Source organism: Pseudolactococcus reticulitermitis, from assembly GCF_002260845.1.
GTDB classification, from domain to species: domain Bacteria; phylum Bacillota; class Bacilli; order Lactobacillales; family Streptococcaceae; genus Pseudolactococcus; species Pseudolactococcus reticulitermitis.
The window spans coordinates 40,681-58,540 of record NZ_BEDT01000001.1 but is presented as its reverse complement, the minus strand read 5'-3'; the positions used below and the strand labels follow the sequence as shown (position 1 = coordinate 58,540).

At 42.2% G+C, this 17,860-nt stretch carries 13 protein-coding genes; all 13 read left to right on the top strand.

What is annotated here, in order from left to right; genetic code table 11:
- The 13 genes from argJ (at window position 1) to RsY01_RS00180 (ending at window position 17,543) form a co-directional block, all read left to right on the top strand.
- The gene (gene argJ / locus RsY01_RS00240; RefSeq protein WP_094783563.1) at window positions 1-1,200 is read left to right on the top strand and encodes a bifunctional glutamate N-acetyltransferase/amino-acid acetyltransferase ArgJ; all 1,200 of its coding nucleotides are present in this window, start codon (window positions 1-3) and stop codon (window positions 1,198-1,200) included.
- A 14-nt stretch (window positions 1,201-1,214) separates the two neighbouring features.
- A complete protein-coding gene (argD, locus tag RsY01_RS00235) occupies window positions 1,215-2,351 on the top strand; it encodes an acetylornithine transaminase (protein WP_094783562.1) in 1,137 nt (378 codons plus the stop codon).
- A complete protein-coding gene (gene argB / locus RsY01_RS00230; RefSeq protein WP_094783561.1) occupies window positions 2,348-3,205 on the top strand; it encodes an acetylglutamate kinase in 858 nt (285 codons plus the stop codon). The genes argD and argB overlap by 4 nt, the downstream gene beginning before the upstream one ends.
- Before the next feature lie 155 nt (window positions 3,206-3,360).
- Window positions 3,361-5,844, top strand: coding sequence for a DNA gyrase subunit A (gene gyrA, locus RsY01_RS00225; protein ID WP_094783560.1), 2,484 nt, complete (start codon window positions 3,361-3,363; stop codon window positions 5,842-5,844).
- Window positions 5,831-6,904, top strand: coding sequence for an FAD:protein FMN transferase (locus tag RsY01_RS00220; protein ID WP_094783559.1), 1,074 nt, complete (start codon window positions 5,831-5,833; stop codon window positions 6,902-6,904). Before gyrA ends, RsY01_RS00220 begins: the two co-directional genes overlap by 14 nt.
- Before the next feature lie 7 nt (window positions 6,905-6,911).
- Complete coding sequence (locus RsY01_RS00215; RefSeq protein ID WP_432205764.1) at window positions 6,912-7,667, top strand: class A sortase; 756 nt, start codon at window positions 6,912-6,914, stop codon at window positions 7,665-7,667.
- Window positions 7,668-7,849: 182 nt separating this feature from the next.
- Complete coding sequence (gene pcrA / locus RsY01_RS00210; RefSeq protein WP_094783557.1) at window positions 7,850-10,138, top strand: DNA helicase PcrA; 2,289 nt, start codon at window positions 7,850-7,852, stop codon at window positions 10,136-10,138.
- A 16-nt stretch (window positions 10,139-10,154) separates the two neighbouring features.
- Window positions 10,155-12,110: a DUF4365 domain-containing protein gene (locus RsY01_RS00205; RefSeq protein WP_094783556.1), complete on the top strand. Its 1,956-nt coding sequence runs from the start codon at window positions 10,155-10,157 to the stop codon at window positions 12,108-12,110.
- Window positions 12,111-12,178: 68 nt separating this feature from the next.
- On the top strand, window positions 12,179-13,456 hold the full coding sequence (locus RsY01_RS00200; RefSeq protein WP_094783555.1) for a DUF2130 domain-containing protein: 1,278 nt from the start codon (window positions 12,179-12,181) through the stop codon (window positions 13,454-13,456).
- Window positions 13,453-14,349, top strand: a complete 897-nt coding sequence (gene truB / locus RsY01_RS00195) for a tRNA pseudouridine(55) synthase TruB (protein WP_094783554.1) — start codon at window positions 13,453-13,455, stop codon at window positions 14,347-14,349. Before RsY01_RS00200 ends, truB begins: the two co-directional genes overlap by 4 nt.
- Entirely contained in the window at window positions 14,346-15,242 is an 897-nt protein-coding gene (locus RsY01_RS00190; protein ID WP_094783553.1) for a bifunctional riboflavin kinase/FAD synthetase, read from the top strand. Before truB ends, RsY01_RS00190 begins: the two co-directional genes overlap by 4 nt.
- Window positions 15,243-15,607: 365 nt before the next feature.
- The gene (locus tag RsY01_RS00185; protein ID WP_094783552.1) at window positions 15,608-16,693 is read left to right on the top strand and encodes an InlB B-repeat-containing protein; all 1,086 of its coding nucleotides are present in this window, start codon (window positions 15,608-15,610) and stop codon (window positions 16,691-16,693) included.
- Window positions 16,656-17,543, top strand: coding sequence for an InlB B-repeat-containing protein (locus RsY01_RS00180; protein WP_167373203.1), 888 nt, complete (start codon window positions 16,656-16,658; stop codon window positions 17,541-17,543). Before RsY01_RS00185 ends, RsY01_RS00180 begins: the two co-directional genes overlap by 38 nt.
- The last annotated feature ends 317 nt before the right edge of the window (window positions 17,544-17,860 follow it).

Below are 17,860 nucleotides of genomic sequence, written 5' to 3'. Positions count from 1 at the left end.
ATGACAAAATTTAAAGCAATCAAAGGGAATATCGCCTCACCTAAGGGGTTCACGGCAGATGCCACACACGCGGAGATGAAATTTCAAAAGCTAGATTTAGGACTTATCCTATCAGAAGTGCCGGCAGCTGTTGCGGGTGTTTTCACGACAAATAAGGTCGCTGCGGCACCGATTGAGCTGGATAAAGCAGTGGTTGCAGGTGGCGTGGCGCAAGCCATCATTGTCAATTCAGCTATTGCCAATGCTGTGACAGGAGATGAGGGCGTCAGCAATGCTAAAACGACGCAACGTTTGGTGGCGGAAAAATTTGACCTCAACCCAAGTCACGTGGCGGTTTGCTCGACCGGCGTCATCGGCAAACAGTTGCCTATGGACAAAATCGCGCTGGGCATTTCCAAACTTTCTGCTGAAAATGGTCATACCAACGGTTTTGCTGAGGCGATTTTGACAACTGATTTGGTCACAAAAGAAGTGACCTATGAAGTTGAGATCGCGGGCAAAACGGTTACGGTCGCAGGCGTCTGCAAGGGATCAGGCATGATTCATCCCAATATGGCGACCATGCTTGGCTTTATCACAACCGATGCTAAAATCGCCCAGCCTTTACTGCAAAACATGCTGTCAGAAATAATTGAGACGACTTTCAACCAAATCACGGTAGACGGCGATACGTCTACCAATGATACGGTGCTAGTCATGGCAAATGGTCAGGCTGGTAATCCTGAAATTCTAGCTGACACCGAAGACTACCAAGCTTTCAAAACTGTTCTAGCTATCGTCTGTCAAGAGTTGGCAAAAAAAATCGCAGCAGATGGTGAAGGGGCAACCAAGCTGATCGAAGTTAATGTAACGGGGGCACCAGATGACTTGTCAGCGCGCATGATTGCTAAACAGATTGTGGGGTCTAGTCTTGTTAAAACAGCGATTTTTGGTGCTGACCCTAACTGGGGGCGCGTGATTTCAGCGATTGGGCAAGTGGCAGCCTTTGATGTGCCAGATATTGAGTTGGAAATCCAAGGCGATTTGGTCTTACTCCATTCGACACCTGTTGATTTTGACCAAGCAGAACTCTCTGAAAAACTTAAAGAAAAAGTGATTGTCATTGATGCTGAACTTAACAATGGCACAGCGTCTGGTACAGCTTGGGGCTGTGATTTGACCTATCAATACGTTGAAATCAATGCCCTCTACCATTCCTAAGAAAGAAAAAGCCTATGACACATTTACTCCAAAACTACGGGACAAGAATTCCCCTGACCTTTACGCATGGTGAAACCGTTTATTTATTTGATGAGAGGGACAAAAAATACTTAGATTTCACGAGTGGGATTGGCGTGATGAATTTAGGTTATTCTTTTGAAGCGGGGAAAGCTGCTGTTAAAGCGCAAGTGGATGCAATCGCCCATCTCTCTAACCTCTACAATAATCCCTTGCAGGAAGAAGTGGCAGACTTGCTAGACCAAGCGGGTCACTACAAGGCTTTTTTCGCCAACTCTGGCGCAGAAGCCAATGAAGCAGCGCTTAAACTGGCACGCTTAATCAAACCGGGCAACGAAATTTTAGCCTTTGAAGACGGCTTTCACGGTCGGACTTTCGGCGCCATGTCAGCGACCATGCAGGATAAAATTCAAAACGGTTTTGCACCTTTAGTTTCTGGTTTTTCAAAAGCCATCTATAACGACGTCGACAGTCTTAAAGCCTCTGTCACACCTCAAACGGGTGCCATTCTTTTTGAAGTCGTGCAAGGTGAAGGTGGCGTGACCCCACTCACAGCAGAATTTTCGGCAGCACTCAAAAGCTGTCAAGAACAGGGGATTCTGCTGATTGTGGATGAAGTCCAAACTGGCAATGGTCGGACTGGCAAATTATTTGCCTTTGAACATTTCGGACTGCAACCTGATATCTTCACGACCGCTAAAGGTTTGGGCAATGGCTTACCAGTTGGCGCCATGTTGGTTAAAAATTGCTATGCAGATTTTTTCAGTGCGGGTAAACATGGCTCAACTTTTGGTGGGAATCCTTTAGCGATGGCAAGTGCTAGGGCTGTCTTGACTGAACTGACTTCCGATGTTTTTTTAGCTGACGTGACTGATAAAGCAGATTTTCTCAAAGCGCTACTTGACGAAAAATTAGCAGGCAAATCATCCGTTAAAGCCATCCGAAATCTGGGTCTGATGATCGGGATCCAACTCACTGACGTTGCGCAAGTGCAACAGGTCTTGTCAGACGCTAGAGCGCAAGGTCTCCTCGTCTTGTCGGCAGGCAAAGACATTGTCAGACTTCTGCCACCATTAGTCATGACAAAAGCGCAGTTGGCGGACGGGGTGGCGATATTGGAGGGAATCTTATGAATGTACCTGAAACGCTGACGGCGGCGCTGCCTTTCATGCTCAAGTATCAGGGGCAGACGGTCGTCATCAAGTACGGCGGCAATGCTATGACCGACGACGCCATTAAAAAATCGGTACTGAGCGATATTTTGCTCCTGAAAACGCTGGGGATTAACGTCGTTCTCGTGCATGGCGGTGGGCCTGCCATCAATGAGTTGCTGGACAAGTACGGCAAAGAGTCTAAGTTCATCAATGGCTTGCGCTACACCGATGAGGAGACCGCTGAGCTTGCGCTGACAGCCTTGTCGGGCATGGTCAATAAAAGTCTGGTTCGGGATATTCAACGGCTAGGGGGCGAAGCGATTGGCATCTCTGGCATTGATGGGCGGATGATTGAAGTTGAGCAACTGTCTGAAGACCTCGGGTTCGTCGGAAAAATCACGAGAATCAATACTGAAATTATCGAACGGATTGCTAAGACCTCAACCATTCCCGTCATTGCGACAGCAGGAGTAGATACGGCGGGCGAGATTTATAATGTCAATGCCGATACCGCAGCCAGCCGGATTGCGGGAGAATTGCAGGCGGAACGTTTTATTCTCTTGTCTGATGTGCGTGGCTTGTATTCAAATTTTCCGGATGAAGCATCATTTTTACCCGAAACGACGCTGGCAGAAATTGATCATTTGATTGCGGCAGGTAAGATTTCGGGTGGTATGATGCCAAAACTGGAGGCTATTAAATATGCCATGCAAAACGGCTTGAATGAGGCGGTTTTATTAGATGGTTGCCTGAAAAACTCCTTGATTTTTGAACTGTTTACCAGTGAAGGGTTTGGGACTTTGATTAAAAAAGATGACAAATTAACATTTTAAGTCGCAACGAAGTGAGCAGGCTTGACAAAGACACCAAAATTTGCTTTTTTCAAAACCAGCAACAGACTGTAAAGCTAGGTTGTGCCTAGCTTTTTTCCTATATTTTTGATATAATGGAAACAATACATGTTTGGTATTTGAAAGGCTGTAAATTAATGCAAGACAAAAATGTCGTCAGTGTCAATCTGGCGAGTGAAATGAAGACAAGTTTCATCGACTATGCCATGAGTGTCATTGTGGCACGGGCATTACCCGATGTACGTGACGGTCTCAAACCAGTCCATCGTCGTATTCTCTACGGCATGAATGAACTGGGGGTCACCCCTGATAAAGCGCATAAAAAATCTGCCCGTATCACCGGTGATGTCATGGGTAAATATCACCCGCATGGCGATTCGGCGATTTATGAATCCATGGTTCGGATGGCACAATGGTGGAGTTATCGGCATATGCTCGTCGACGGTCATGGGAACTTCGGTTCTATGGACGGCGACGGCGCCGCTGCCATGCGTTATACGGAAGCACGGATGAGCAAGATTGCGCTCGAAATGTTGCGCGATATTAATAAGAAAACTGTCGATTTTATCGATAACTATGACGGCACAGAGCGTGAGCCCGTTGTCCTCCCTGCGCGTTTCCCTAACCTTTTGGTCAATGGAACGACAGGGATTGCTGTCGGGATGGCGACCAATATTCCACCACATAATCTTGGTGAGGCGATTGATGCCGTGAAACTCCTCATGGCAAATCCTGAGGCAACGACGCGCGACATCATGGAAGTCATGCCTGGTCCTGACTTTCCAACGGGTGCGCTTGTCATGGGACGTAGCGGGATTCACCGCGCCTATGAAACGGGTAAAGGGAGCATTACGCTACGTGCCAAGTCAGAGATTGAAATCACCAAATCTGGTAAGGAACGGATTGTCATTACCGAATTTCCTTACATGGTCAATAAAGCCAAACTTCATGAGCATATCGTGCGTTTGGCGCAAGAAAAGCGGATTGAGGGCATTACGGCAGTTCGTGATGAGTCTAACCGTGACGGTGTGCGCTTTATTATTGAAGTCCGCCGTGATGCGTCAGCCAATGTTATCCTGAATAACCTCTATAAATTAACCAGCGTTCAGACCAATTTCAGCTTTAATATGCTGGCCATCGTTGATGGTGCGCCGAAAATTTTGTCAGTCAAAGAAATTCTGACGCACTACATCGCCCACCAAAAAGAAGTGATTACCCGTCGGACTCAGTTTGACAAGGAAAAAGCTGAGGCACGTGCCCATATTTTAGAAGGTTTGTTAATTGCCCTGGATAATATTGATGAAATTATCAAGATTATTCGAGGGTCTGAAACAGATGCGATTGCCCAAGCTGAATTAATGTCACGTTTTGAGCTGTCAGAGCGTCAATCACAAGCCATTTTAGACATGCGCTTGCGTCGTTTGACAGGTTTGGAACGCGATAAAATTCAGAAAGAATATGATGACTTACTGGCTCTGATTGCTGATTTGATTGATATTCTGGCGAAACCTGAGCGTGTTGTTGCCATTATCACGGAAGAAATGGAAGAGATTAAGCGCAAATTCGCGGATGCGCGTCGGACAGAATTGCTGGTCGGTGAAGTCCTCAGTGTGGAAGACGAAGACTTAATCGAAGAAGAAGATGTCTTGATTACCCTGTCAAATAAAGGCTATATCAAGCGTCTCAACCAAGACGAATTCCGTGCGCAAAACCGTGGCGGTCGTGGTGTTCAAGGCTCTGGCGTCTCCGATGAAGACTTCATCAAACATATGGTGTCAACCTCAACGCATGACCATCTCTTATTCTTTACCAATCGTGGTCGCGTCTATCGCATGAAAGCCTATGAAATTCCAGAGTACGGTCGTCAGGCCAAAGGCTTGCCAATCGTCAACCTCCTCAAATTGGATGAGGGCGAAACGATTCAGACTGTTATCAATGTTGAAAAATCTGATCAAGAACGCTTCCTCCTCTTTACAACCCTGCGTGGGATTGTCAAACGGACGAATGCTAATCATTTTGCCAACATCAGAACTAATGGCTTGAAAGCCCTCAACCTGCGTGAAGACGACCAATTGGTCAATGTGTTACTCACAACTGGTCAGGAAGAGTTGATTATTGGTACACATAACGGCTACTCTGTTCGTTTCAAAGAAAATATTCTCCGTGACATGGGTCGAACAGCGACGGGTGTCAAAGGGGTTAATCTCCGTGACGGTGACTTTGTCGTTGGTTCTAGTACCATTGACAATAGCCAAGAAGTCCTCGTGATTAGCGAAAATGGTCTCGGCAAACGGACAGCTGCTGAACAATATCCAACTAAAGGTCGTGGCGGTAAAGGGATTAAAGTCATGAACATCACTGAGCGGACAGGGAAATTAGCCGGTCTCGTGACCGTTAATGGCGACGAAGACCTCATGCTGATTACAGATACAGGTGTCGTCATCCGTACCGACGTTGCCAACATTTCCCAAACTGGCCGTAGCGCCCAAGGCGTGAAAGTCATGCGTTTGGACAAAGAAGCCCACATCGTGACCTTTGCTCTAGTCGAAAAAGAACCTGAGCAGCTTAATGACGAAACCGCTGAAAATGGTACTGAGGAAGTGACAAGTGAAGAAGTATAAAAAAAGTCTGGGCTTCCTTGCCCTGCTTTTAGGGCTTAGTCTGATTTTGACAGCCTGCGGGACACACAAGCGTGATTTGCGGTCAAAACCCTATGTCAAAGAAACTTTTACCATGGGTACTTACGTTAAAATCACAGCCTACGATAAAGGACATGAAAAAGATATTGCCGCAGCGCTTGCCATTGCCAAAGATTATGATCAAAAAACTTCTGTCAACCAATCGGGCAGTGAACTAGATGCCATCAATGATCAAGCCGGTATCAAACCGGTCAAGGTCTCAAAATCAGTTTACAAACTGCTTAAAGAAGCTTATGCTTACTCTGAAAAGCAGACTGGATTTGACATGATGATTGGGGCTATCAGTAGCCTCTGGCATATCGGCTTTGACGATGCTAGGAAACCCAGTCAGGCTGAAATTGATCAAGCCTTGCCGCTCGTTTCTTATCGTTTAGTAGAGTTTGATGACCAAAAACAAACTGTTTATATTACTCAAAAAGGTGCTAAGATTGATTTGGGTGCCATTACCAAAGGCTATGTGTCTGATCGAATGACGGATTATCTGACAGCACACGGTGTGACAACGGCGATTGTTGATTTAGGGTCGTCAAGTCTGTCCTTGATTGGTCAGTCGTATCGGGGGGAAAATGAGCCTTGGACGATTGGCATTAAAGACCCTAATCAAGCGGTAACCGCACAAGTTGGGCTCTTAGAGGCGCAAGATGAATCTGTGTCAACTTCTGGCATTTATGAACGTTATTTAGAAGCAGATGGCAAAATCTATCCGCATCTCTTAAATCCCAAAACAGGTTATCCTTTTGACAGTGATATTCAGAGTGTGACCATTGTCAGTAAAAAAGGGGTGGATGGGGATGCGCTATCCACCACGATTTTTGCCTTGGGTACTAAAAAAGGCTATGAATTTGTTACGAAACAAAAAGATGTCGAGGCCGTATTTGTCGATAAAGATAATAAAGTCTATGTCACGCAAAATCTGAAAAATCGCTTTGAACTCGATAAAAAATCTGAGTATCGATTAGGCGAAATCGCTGATTTAAAATAAGGCATGACTGATAAGATATAGAAAGGAAGACTACATGAAAAAAGTGAGACGCTGGTTAGTCAATATTTTCCTGATTTTGCTGTTAATGCTGGGGCTATTACTCATTTTCAATAAAGGTTTTCGAAACATGTTGATGGCTTGGAATGCTAACAAGTATCAGGTCACGAAGATTGATAAAAATATATTGAAGAAAAATAATCAAAAAGGGATTGGTGACTTTGACTTTTCAAAAGTCAATCCGATTTCCTTTGAAGATGTCATGAAAAATCAGTTAAATGCGCAAAAATTGCCAGTGATTGGCGGCATTGCCATTCCTGATTTGGGGATAAACTTACCAATTTTTCGTGGGATTGGTAATGTTGAGCTGATGTACGGTGCTGGCACGCTAAAAGAAGATGCTGTCATGGGACAAGGAAATTACGCCTTGGCAAGTCACCATGTCAGTGGTGTCACGGGTGCTCCTGAGTTGCTCTTCACACCGCTTGAACGGGCAAAAAAAGATATGGTGATTTACATCACAGATAAGGAAAAAATTTACCAGTACAAAATTCGGGATGTGCAAGTCATGACACCGGATCATGTCGAAGTGATTGATGACCATCCGGGCAAGAAAGAATTAACGCTTGTGACTTGTGATGATATTGAAGCGGTCAGACGTATCATCGTTTTTGCTGATTATGTCAAGGAATTTCCTTTTGATACAGCTAAAAAAAGCGTGCTCAAATCCTTTGAGATGAAGTATAATCAGTTTACTAATTTTTAAAATGATAAAAAATGATCTTTCGAGAAACGGAAGGTCATTTTTAGTTAAATTCAGCCATGCTAAACAACATATCAACATTAAGAATGAGGAATTTTGACATGTTTCAAAGCCACTACATTACCTCGAATACCGCGTATTTATGCTATAATTAAAGAGATAGTCAAACAGGAAAAGAGAGTAAAATGAATCCATTATTACAAGGTATGAACGACCGCCAAGCTGAAGCAGTACAGGCAACAGAAGGCCCACTTTTGATTATGGCGGGTGCTGGTTCTGGCAAAACACGCGTTTTGACCCACAGAATTGCTTATTTGATTGATGAAAAAATGATCAATCCTTGGAATATTTTGGCGATTACCTTTACCAATAAAGCCGCGCGGGAAATGCGGGAACGCGCGATTAATCTCAATCCACGGGCGCAAGATGCGCTGATTGCAACCTTTCACAGTATGTGTGTTCGGATTCTCCGTCGTGATGCGGATCATATTGGCTACAACCGTAATTTTACGATTGTCGATCCCGGTGAACAACGCACCCTGATGAAACGCATTTTAAAAGAGCTTAATGTTGACCCGAAACAATTCACAGAACGCACGATTTTAGGCACGATTTCTAACAGTAAAAATGACATGGTCACAGCTGAAAGCTATGCCAAAAATGCCAGTGATTTGTACTCAGAAATCGTCGCCAAGGCCTATAAACGTTATGAAACCGAACTCAAACGTAGCGAGTCTATGGACTTTGATGACCTCATCATGAACACGATTTTGCTTTTCGACAAAAATCCTGAAGTTCTCGCCTATTATCAAGGGAAATTCCAATACATCCATGTTGATGAGTACCAAGATACCAACCATGCCCAGTATCAATTAGTGCAGCTCCTCGCGAAACGGTTTAAAAACTTATGCGTCGTAGGGGACGCAGACCAATCGATTTATGGGTGGCGTGGCGCTGATATGCAGAATATTTTAGATTTTGAAAAGGACTACCCCGAGGCCAAAGTCGTCTTGTTAGAAGAAAATTATCGGTCGACAAAAACCATTCTCCAAGCCGCCAACGAAGTCATCAATCACAATAAGAAACGTCGGCCTAAAGACCTTTGGACGCAAAACGCAGATGGTGAAAATATCATTTATCACCGCTCAGGTGATGAGCGTGAGGAGGCCAATTTTGTTGCGGGTCAAATTAATTATGAACTGCAAGAAAACAGTCGGAACTATTCAGATTTTGCCGTGCTGTACCGCACTAACGCCCAGTCGCGTGCCATCGAGGAAGCCCTCCTCAAATCTAACATTCCCTATACCATGGTCGGCGGTACGAAATTCTACTCACGTAAAGAAATCAGAGATGTTGTCGCCTACCTGAACGTCATTGCCAATGTCCGTGATAATCTTTCTTTTGAACGCATCGTCAATGAACCGAAACGCGGTGTTGGACCTAAAGCGCTCGAGACCCTTCGTGATTTTGCGGATCAGCAAAATGTTTCGCTCTTAGAGGCGGCGCGCGATGTCACACTCAGTTCCCTCAAAGGTAAGGCGGCATCAGAACTCTTTAATCTGGCGCATGTTTTACTTAATCTCGCCGATGATGTCGACCAGTTTACCATTACTGAGTTAGTCGAAAAAGTCCTAGATAAAACCACTTATAAAAAAGCGCTAGAAATGCAAACGACCAGTCTTGAGGCGCAAAATCGTCTGGAAAATATCGAAGAATTCCTGACCGTTACCAAAAGTTTCGACGATAAAGAATCAGAAAATGCCGTCGAGGGCGAAACAGGTCTTGATAAACTCAGCCGTTTCCTCAACGACCTCAGCCTTGTCGCGGATACTGATAGCTATGATGAAACGTCCCAAGTCACCCTCATGACCTTGCATGCTGCTAAAGGTCTAGAGTTTCCGGTCGTTTTCCTCGTCGGCATGGAGGAAGGCATCTTTCCACTCAGTCGGCAAGCCGAAGATGAAGACGAATTAGAGGAAGAACGTAGGCTTGCTTATGTCGGGATTACACGAGCAGAAGAAGTCCTATATTTGACGAATGCCAACTCACGCATGCTCTTTGGCCGGTCAAGTTATAATCAACCCTCGCGTTTTTTAAAGGAAATCGACGATGATTTATTGACTTATACAGGTCAGGCCAGAAAAGCCAACACGAGCTTTAATGCGACTTATAAATCTTCTAACACAGCGTCAAGAAGTCAATTCGGGTCAGGTATGAGCTTGGCAGATGCGATTAAAGGCAGAAAATCTGCAGTATCTTCAACTGGCTCAGTCTCAGTAAAACAAGGCGCGACTGCTAAACCAGTCGGAGACTGGCACATTGGCGACACCGCCCACCACAAAAAATGGGGCGATGGTACGGTCTTAGATGTGTCAGGCACTGGCTCAAATATGGAGTTGAAAATCGCCTTCCCAGAAGTTGGCTTGAAACGCCTGCTAGCGCAGATGGCACCGATTGAGAAAGTTGAGAAGTAAGAGTAGAGTATTATAAATGGAAAATTTAATTTTAAGTGAAAAATCACCTAAACGGAGCAAGCCGCAGAAGACTGGGGCAATAGGAGAGTCATTGTTACAAGCAAGACTTGAGGAGTATGCCATAGTCAACAGAGTTCAATCTGACTTTGGAGATGATTGTATATGCTCACTCACTGATTCGACTGGAAAAATCACAGAAAAAATGTTTTTTGGACAAGCTAAGGCGCATAAAAAAATTGATAAAACTAAAGAGGAATACATACAGACAATGGAAACGTCTAATTTGAGTTTCTGGCTTAAAAGAAAGTATATAACTTTTTTATTTATCATTGATAAAACTACTGAGGAAATATATTATATAGATCCGACAGAGCAAATAAGAAATAACTTATCTAAGATTCAAACTAAACAGACTTTAGGTATCAGAGTTCCGTTAAAAAATAGCTTTAAAAAAGGAGAGGCATTACCACCTGATATTTTAAAATCAATGTCTTCTTTTGATGAACAATTATTTAATGGTGAATTTGTAAAGGCTTTAGAATATCTAAATACATTTTCAGAAAAAGATTGGTTTTCTAACAGTAAAAAACCAGAAATTTTAGAGACTGCGGAGTCTATCACCATAAGTTATAGAAATGTTCGCTTGTCAGGATTTTTTTGGACGCCAAAATCTAACGGATTTGGGGCATATCAGATAATTTTTGCTAGATTTCAAAAATTATCTAAGAGTTCTATTCAGTTGAATCATAAAGATATTTTGAGATTGTTCTATTTTGGTAGAAAAACATCGATAAGTTTTGAACATGAAAAAAATCACAGACAGTATATTCGTATACCACTTCCAGATTATCATGAGTTTCATATTGAGTTCGGGAATACTACCGTATATCTTTATGAAAATGAACTTGAAGAATTAAATAAAGTTATTGATGTATTTATTGAAAAGTACGTTGAAAGAATAATGAAATTTTCACAACGATATAATTCGATTGGGTTAAAACCTATAGGCCATAATCCTACTCAAATAAAATTGATGACTATTGAAAAAGAGTTATGGGAAGAGATGCTTGAATTTAAGGAAGAGCATTTAATTGAAAATGGAGATTATGATAAAGGTTATAAATTTGAAAAATTCAATAATATTTTAGCATTAGCCAGTCAGAATAATTTTCCTCATCAAACATTATTTTATGTAGAAGGAAATTATAAGTTGGGGTATAATAATGAGTCAGTGGTTGAGGTGATATGGAATGCTCCTGAGTTTACTGAGTATTTAAAATATGATGAATTTTGGTATAGTGTATCTGAAACATATAATTTTATAATTGAAGAGATCATCATGAAAATTCAAGGTGCTTATAGAATATATAGAAAAAATATATTCGGTGATGATAGCCTTACTAATGATAGATTTTATATTTCTTCATGCAACAAAGATAAAATAAATATAGAAAATACTAAAAGTTATTTTAAAAAAGAAGATATTAGTAAAGAAATGTTTGAAAAATTAACACATTATAGAGCGTCTTCTTATAAATTGGATATAAATAATATTTATACTGGTCATGAATTCAGTAATTTATTTTATGAATTATTTGAATTTTTAAAAGCTAGAGGAGTCTTAGGTGTTGATATTCCAAATATAGAATTATTTATCAGAACCCTGATTAAAAAAATAAATATCATATTTTTAGATGATAAGATATATGCTATTTATAGTGAGAAGGAATACTATCAAGAACGTTTTGAAGATTATAAAAATACTTTAGAAAAACTTCTTGAAAGATTTCCTTTACAAGTTTCTGATGAAGAAAAATCTTCAACATATCTAGAGTTATTTAAAGAAGTTAGTGATATGTTAGGCGATTTTGGAAATTATATAGATTTTGTAGAATTAAAAAGTTATTTACCAAATTTTTCTGAGATTATTTCGATTTATAACGAAGAGAAATTGATTAGTTTGTTAATTTAAATTTTGGGGTATACTTTGACTAGATAATCAGCTAGTTATTTCTGAAAAAAATTTATATTGGAGAACAAATGAATCAAATCAAATGCCCGCATTGTGGGGAAGTCTTTACAGTTGATGCGTCAGGTTTTGCGGATATCTTAGCACAGGTTCGGACACAGGAATTTGAACAGGAAATCCATGCCCAGCTGGAAAAAGAAAAAGAACTGTTAGCAGTTCAAGCTGAAGCTACAGTATCAGAGCTGAAAAACAAGCTCGAGAAAGCTGAGTTAGAGAAGAAAAGTATCTCAGATGCCCAGTCTGCTGAGCTGAAATTAGTCGAAGAAAAGACCAAATCTGCCTTGCAGACGGAGTTGTCAGACCTTAAATCACAGTTAGCAACGCTTGAAGCGCAAAAAGAACTCACTTTACAACAAACAGTTTCGGAAAAAGAAAAAGTATTAGCTGAGCTTGCTAGAGAACGTGATGCAGTTAAAAATCAGCTAGTTTTAGCAGAAAAAGAGCAAGAGTTAAATGTCAACGCCATCAAAAATGAGTACGAAATTTTACTCAAAGCTAAAAACGATGAAGTCGATTTCTACAAGAACTTCAAGGCGCAGCAATCGACCAAAGCGATTGGCGAAAGTCTCGAAAATTTTGCTGAAAATGAATTCAATAAAGTCCGTGCGACCATGTTTCCCAAGGCTTATTTTGAAAAAGATAATGATGCTAGAACAGGCAGTAAGGGCGATTTTATTTATCGTGAAACTGATGAATTTGGCAATGAAATCATCTCGATTATGTTTGAGATGAAAAATGAGGGCGACGAAACAGCGACCAAGCACAAAAACCGTGATTTTTATAAGGAATTGGATAAAGACCGTAAGGAGAAAAACTGTGAATATGCCGTTTTAGTGACCATGCTCGAAGCGGATAGTGACTATTTCAATACAGGCATCGTTGATGTGTCGCATGACTATCCTAAAATGTATGTCGTTCGTCCGAATTTCTTTATCCAACTGATTGGCTTGCTCCGAAATGCTGCCATGAATTCGCTGGCTTACAAACAGGAAATTGCTTTAATTAAAGAACAAAACATTGATATCACGACCTTTGAAGCGGATTTAGATGTTTTTAAAACTGGTTTTGCTAAAAATTACAATTCAGCCAGCAAAAATTTTGCCAAAGCGATTGATGAGATTGACAAATCTATCAAACGCATGGAAGAAGTCAAAAAAGCACTGCTAACCAGTGAAAATCAACTCCGTCTGGCTAACAATAAGCTAGAAGATGTCTCAGTCAAGAAATTGACCAAGAAAAATCCAACCATGGCAGAGAAATTTGCCACTCTAAACAAGGAAACAAAATGACAGTGAACGGCATTTTAAATATTTATAAAGAAGCGGGCATGACCAGTCATGATGTCGTTTTCAAGTTGCGCAAGATTTTGCAGACGAAAAAAATCGGTCATGGTGGGACTTTGGATCCTGACGTGACCGGTGTTTTACCGATTGCGGTGGGCAAGGCGACGCGCGTGATTGAGTACATGACCGAGGCTGGTAAGGTCTACGAGGGGCAAGTGACCCTAGGTTTTTCGACGGAAACAGAGGATGCCAGTGGTGCAGTGGTCGCAGCCACTCCCGTTTTAGCTATGCCAACGACCACAGAAATCGATGCCGCCATGACCGACTTTGTCGGGGAAATCACGCAGATGCCGCCCATGTATTCGGCGGTCAAAGTCAACGGGCGCAAGCTCTATGAGTATGCGCGGGCGGGCGAAACTGTTGAGCGACCAGAACGCACGGTCACGATTGCTGAGTTTGTGAGAACGTCCGAGCCGATTTTTGATGCGGCAAATGGTCTTGTGCGATTTGACTTCCGTGTTGTTTGTAGCAAGGGGACCTATGTCAGAACGCTGGCTGTTGATTTGGGGGCAAAACTCGGCTTTGCCAGTCATATGTCTTACTTACAGCGAACGGCATCAGCAGGCTTGACGATTGATAAAGCCTTTAAACTATCAGAAATTGAGCAACTCAAATCTGAAAATCGCTTAGACGAAGCTTTCTTGCCAATCGAATATGGTGTTTCCGATTTGGAAAAAGTCGAGCTGACAGAGACGCAAGTTTCAGAAATTGGTTTTGGTCGTTTCGTTATGATTTCAGCTCAAAATCAGACTGTTGCAGGCATGCACAAGGGGCAACTCATTGCGATTTTAGAACAACGCAACGGTCAACTCTATAAACCTAAGAAGGTCATCAAATGAAAGTTAAACAATTTAGTGAAAAAAATCTTGATCCAGCGCCAACCATTCTCGTTTTAGGCTATTTTGACGGCTTGCATCGCGGCCATCAAGCCTTATTTGATAAGGCGCGTGAGTTGGCGGTTGAAAAAAATGCCAGTATTTCAGTGCTGACCTTTCCTGAAAGTCCTATTCTGGTTTTTGAAAAATTTAACGAAGACTTGCTCAAGCATCTGACCTCACCAGAGCAACGTTTGGCGCTTTTTGAAGCAAATGGGGTTGATTTTCTTTATTTGACTGATTTTACCAGCCATTTTGCCAAATTGACCAGCCATGATTTTGTCCAAAAATATGTCAAAAAATTAAATGTGGCAGCGATTGTCGTCGGTTTTGATTATCAATTCGGATCTGACCACGGCGATTTAAGTCAGCTATCAAGCTATGAAAGCCATCAAATCGCCCAAGTCTCAGATGATGGAGAAAAGATTTCATCGACGAGAGTGCGTCAAGCCATTCTTGCTGGTGATGTCAGCCTTGCCAATCGCCTTTTAGGCTATGATTATGAAGTCACAGGCTTAGTTGTTCATGGCGAGGCTAGAGGTCGGACGATTGGTTTTCCGACAGCTAATGTCGAGTCGAAACATTATCAATATTTACCGGCAATCGGCGTTTATGTGGTGGATATTGAAGTTTCTGGCACGCGCTATCGTGGCATGGCATCTATCGGCTATAATGATACTTTTGGTGGGAAAAACAAAACACTTGAAGTCAATATTTTTGATTTTCATGATGAAATCTATGGCGAAAGGGTGATAGTTTATTTTCTAAAACTAATCCGAGGCATGATCAAATTTGATGGCGTAGAAGCCTTGATTGCCCAAATGGATAGTGATGAAAAGATTTCACGTGAGTTTTAAGGAGCAAGCTAAAAAGCTTGTTTTTTGCTTTTTATCGACTTTTTAGTTTGATAAGGCAGTAAATTATGGTAAAATAAAAGTAAGATAAATGGGTTTTAAATAATAAAAAGAAGTTAAGTATTTAACTTTAAATATTACAGCAAAAACTTGACAGTCGAGAGGAGCTGGGCTATGATAAGCAGACAGACAGACAGACAGACAGACAGACAGACAGACAGACAGCGGTAGAAGTATGCCTTAGTTCAGTGTGCCATTTTTTTGATGATAGTTAATCACCGTCCCCTGGCTGGGATAGACTTTTAGTCTACCTCAGCCAGGGGACGGTTTTTGAATGAGAAAATGTTAATAATAGGAGGGGAGACAATATGAAAACAAGACTTAAAAAATTAAGTGCCCTAATCTTGATGCTCGGGACAGTATTCGTCCTGAGTTTTCCAAGTATTGCGCACGCGGCAGATACGGGAGGTACAGAGCATTTTGAACTGACCGTCGTCGAAAACAAAGAGAGCAAGTCAGGTGCAGAAATTGCCGACTTGACGATTAAAAACATCAGTGGGAAAACGGGCACCAATGTCACGTTTGAAGCTGATTTACCTACGATTTTCCACGATAAGGACATGAAAAAAGTCACGTTTAAGGTCGGCACTTTGAAAGCGGGCGAGTCTAAAACGTATCAAGTCAGCCGAAAAGCAGCTGGTACAGTAGCGACTACGCCGCTACCCACAACAGGCAATAACGCAACAACTGCCTTACCGACAACAGGCGATATGGCAAGACCGCTAGTCATCCTCGTTGGTCTGTTCCTATTAGCAAGTATTGCAACCATCGGCTTCAGACGTTTCCAAGGTGCTAAAAGTCTATTCGCCATTTTACTTTTACTGGTAGGCTTAGGCGGTGTAGCAACGGTCTATGCAGCAGAAACCTACCATCATCGCGATGAAGTGCGCAACCATGCGGTTGAGTTAGCGGGTACGACCTATGTTTTCCACTTAGCGGGCGAAGGTGATTTTGAAGAAGACAACGCTAACACTGGCGATACAGGTGGGGATAACGGTGGTTCAGAAGTCACGAATAATTTTACCATTACCTACTACATCAATGGTGTCAAAGTCACCAACTTATCTCTGGTATATGGTTACGTTGCGGGTGAGCAAGCGACTGATTTAAAAACGCCAACATATGAGGCTGAAGATTTCTCAGGTTGGTATGACAATGATACTTACACGGGTGATGTCATCACAAGTATCGCGAAAGGGGCGACAGGCGATAAAGTCTTCTATGGCAAAACGACACCTAAAACCTATCAAGTCACATTTGACAGCACTGGTGGCGAAGCGGTAGCTTCAGCAACAGTCAATCATGGGCAAACAGTTTCAGAACCAGTTGCTCCAACAAAAGATGATGCCATCCCTAATGTCTCATCCGTGCCGTATGGTCCAGCGCCAACATGATTTTATCTTCAAAGGTTGGTACACAGAGCCAGACTTAACAACGCCATTTGATTTTGAGACACCGATGACAGAAAATATCACACTCTATGCGAAATGGGGCTTGCCCATCACAGAAGCTGGTCTAGTGAATACTGATGTTGCTGTCGCCTCATACGCTGATGGTAAACTCGGTACTCCAGGGGATGCGGTTTGGTTCGCAAACGCTTGGTTCCAAATCCTAGATGAGGATATGGATGATGACGCAAGTAATGGTTTGCAGGCGCTTGTCATCAAAATTGAAGATATTGGTCAACATAAATTTCACGGTAGTGGGGTGGATTACTTTGATACTAGTGGGACAAACGGCTATGACCTTAGTCGAACTAACGGTGGTGTTGGTCAAGTCATCGATACTTGGTATGCTACAAACATCGCGAGCAATCCTGCTTTAGTGGATAGGGTGCAAAAAGTTGCCTTGGACAACCCAGATTATACGGCATTTTCTACTGGTATTATATTTAATTCTAATAACGGTCCATTTGATTTTAATAATGGTCCAATAACTTGGTTTTGTAGTAACTGGCATCAAGACAATCGTTTTGCGACGACGCTAGATGCGTCAGGCAATCAACAAGCTTTTGCTTTGAGTTATGGTGATATTCATAGGCATATGGGAGTGCCAGAAGCAGATAGCGAAGCAGATAGCAATGTATCCCTATTAAATTTCAGTAGTAAACCTAGTTACATTTTGCTCCGCTCACCCGGACGCTCCGCTCAGAGCGCGGGATCTGTCAATAATGGTGCCATGAATGACGCTAATGTACAGTACCCTGTCACTGTCCGTCCTGCTTTGTCTCTCTTAATTGATTAACAACGCTTCTCTCTTTCAAGCAAGTCACTGATGAAGTGGCTTGTTTTTTGAGCCTAGTCACCATCGGTCGCACATCAACATCAGCTTACACGAGTAGTAAAAAAGTTTTACAGGAGCAGTAAAAAATAATTACAGGAGCAGTAGCAAAAAATTGTAGGAGCAGTAGCAAAAAATTGTAGGAGCAGTAGCAAAAATTTGTAGGAGCAGTAGCAAAAAATTGTATTAGCTACAACAAAAATTTGTATGAGCTGTAGCAAAAAATTGTATGAGCTATAACCAAAAATTGTATGAGCTAGAGCAAAAAACTCTGACAAGTG

Excerpts from the sequence above, each read along its gene's own strand:
- argB (WP_094783561.1), top strand. The coding sequence starts at position 2,348 with ATGAATGTACCTGAAACGCTGACGGCGGCGCTGCCTTTCATGCTCAAG.
- RsY01_RS00185 (WP_094783552.1), top strand. The coding sequence starts at position 15,608 with ATGAAAACAAGACTTAAAAAATTAAGTGCCCTAATCTTGATGCTCGGG.
- RsY01_RS00190 (WP_094783553.1), top strand. The coding sequence starts at position 14,346 with ATGAAAGTTAAACAATTTAGTGAAAAAAATCTTGATCCAGCGCCAACC.
- RsY01_RS00200 (WP_094783555.1), top strand. The coding sequence starts at position 12,179 with ATGAATCAAATCAAATGCCCGCATTGTGGGGAAGTCTTTACAGTTGAT.
- truB (WP_094783554.1), top strand. The coding sequence starts at position 13,453 with ATGACAGTGAACGGCATTTTAAATATTTATAAAGAAGCGGGCATGACC.
- RsY01_RS00205 (WP_094783556.1), top strand. The coding sequence starts at position 10,155 with ATGGAAAATTTAATTTTAAGTGAAAAATCACCTAAACGGAGCAAGCCG.
- RsY01_RS00180 (WP_167373203.1), top strand. The coding sequence starts at position 16,656 with ATGTCTCATCCGTGCCGTATGGTCCAGCGCCAACATGATTTTATCTTC.
- argJ (WP_094783563.1), top strand. The coding sequence starts at position 1 with ATGACAAAATTTAAAGCAATCAAAGGGAATATCGCCTCACCTAAGGGG.
- pcrA (WP_094783557.1), top strand. The coding sequence starts at position 7,850 with ATGAATCCATTATTACAAGGTATGAACGACCGCCAAGCTGAAGCAGTA.
- argD (WP_094783562.1), top strand. The coding sequence starts at position 1,215 with ATGACACATTTACTCCAAAACTACGGGACAAGAATTCCCCTGACCTTT.
- gyrA (WP_094783560.1), top strand. The coding sequence starts at position 3,361 with ATGCAAGACAAAAATGTCGTCAGTGTCAATCTGGCGAGTGAAATGAAG.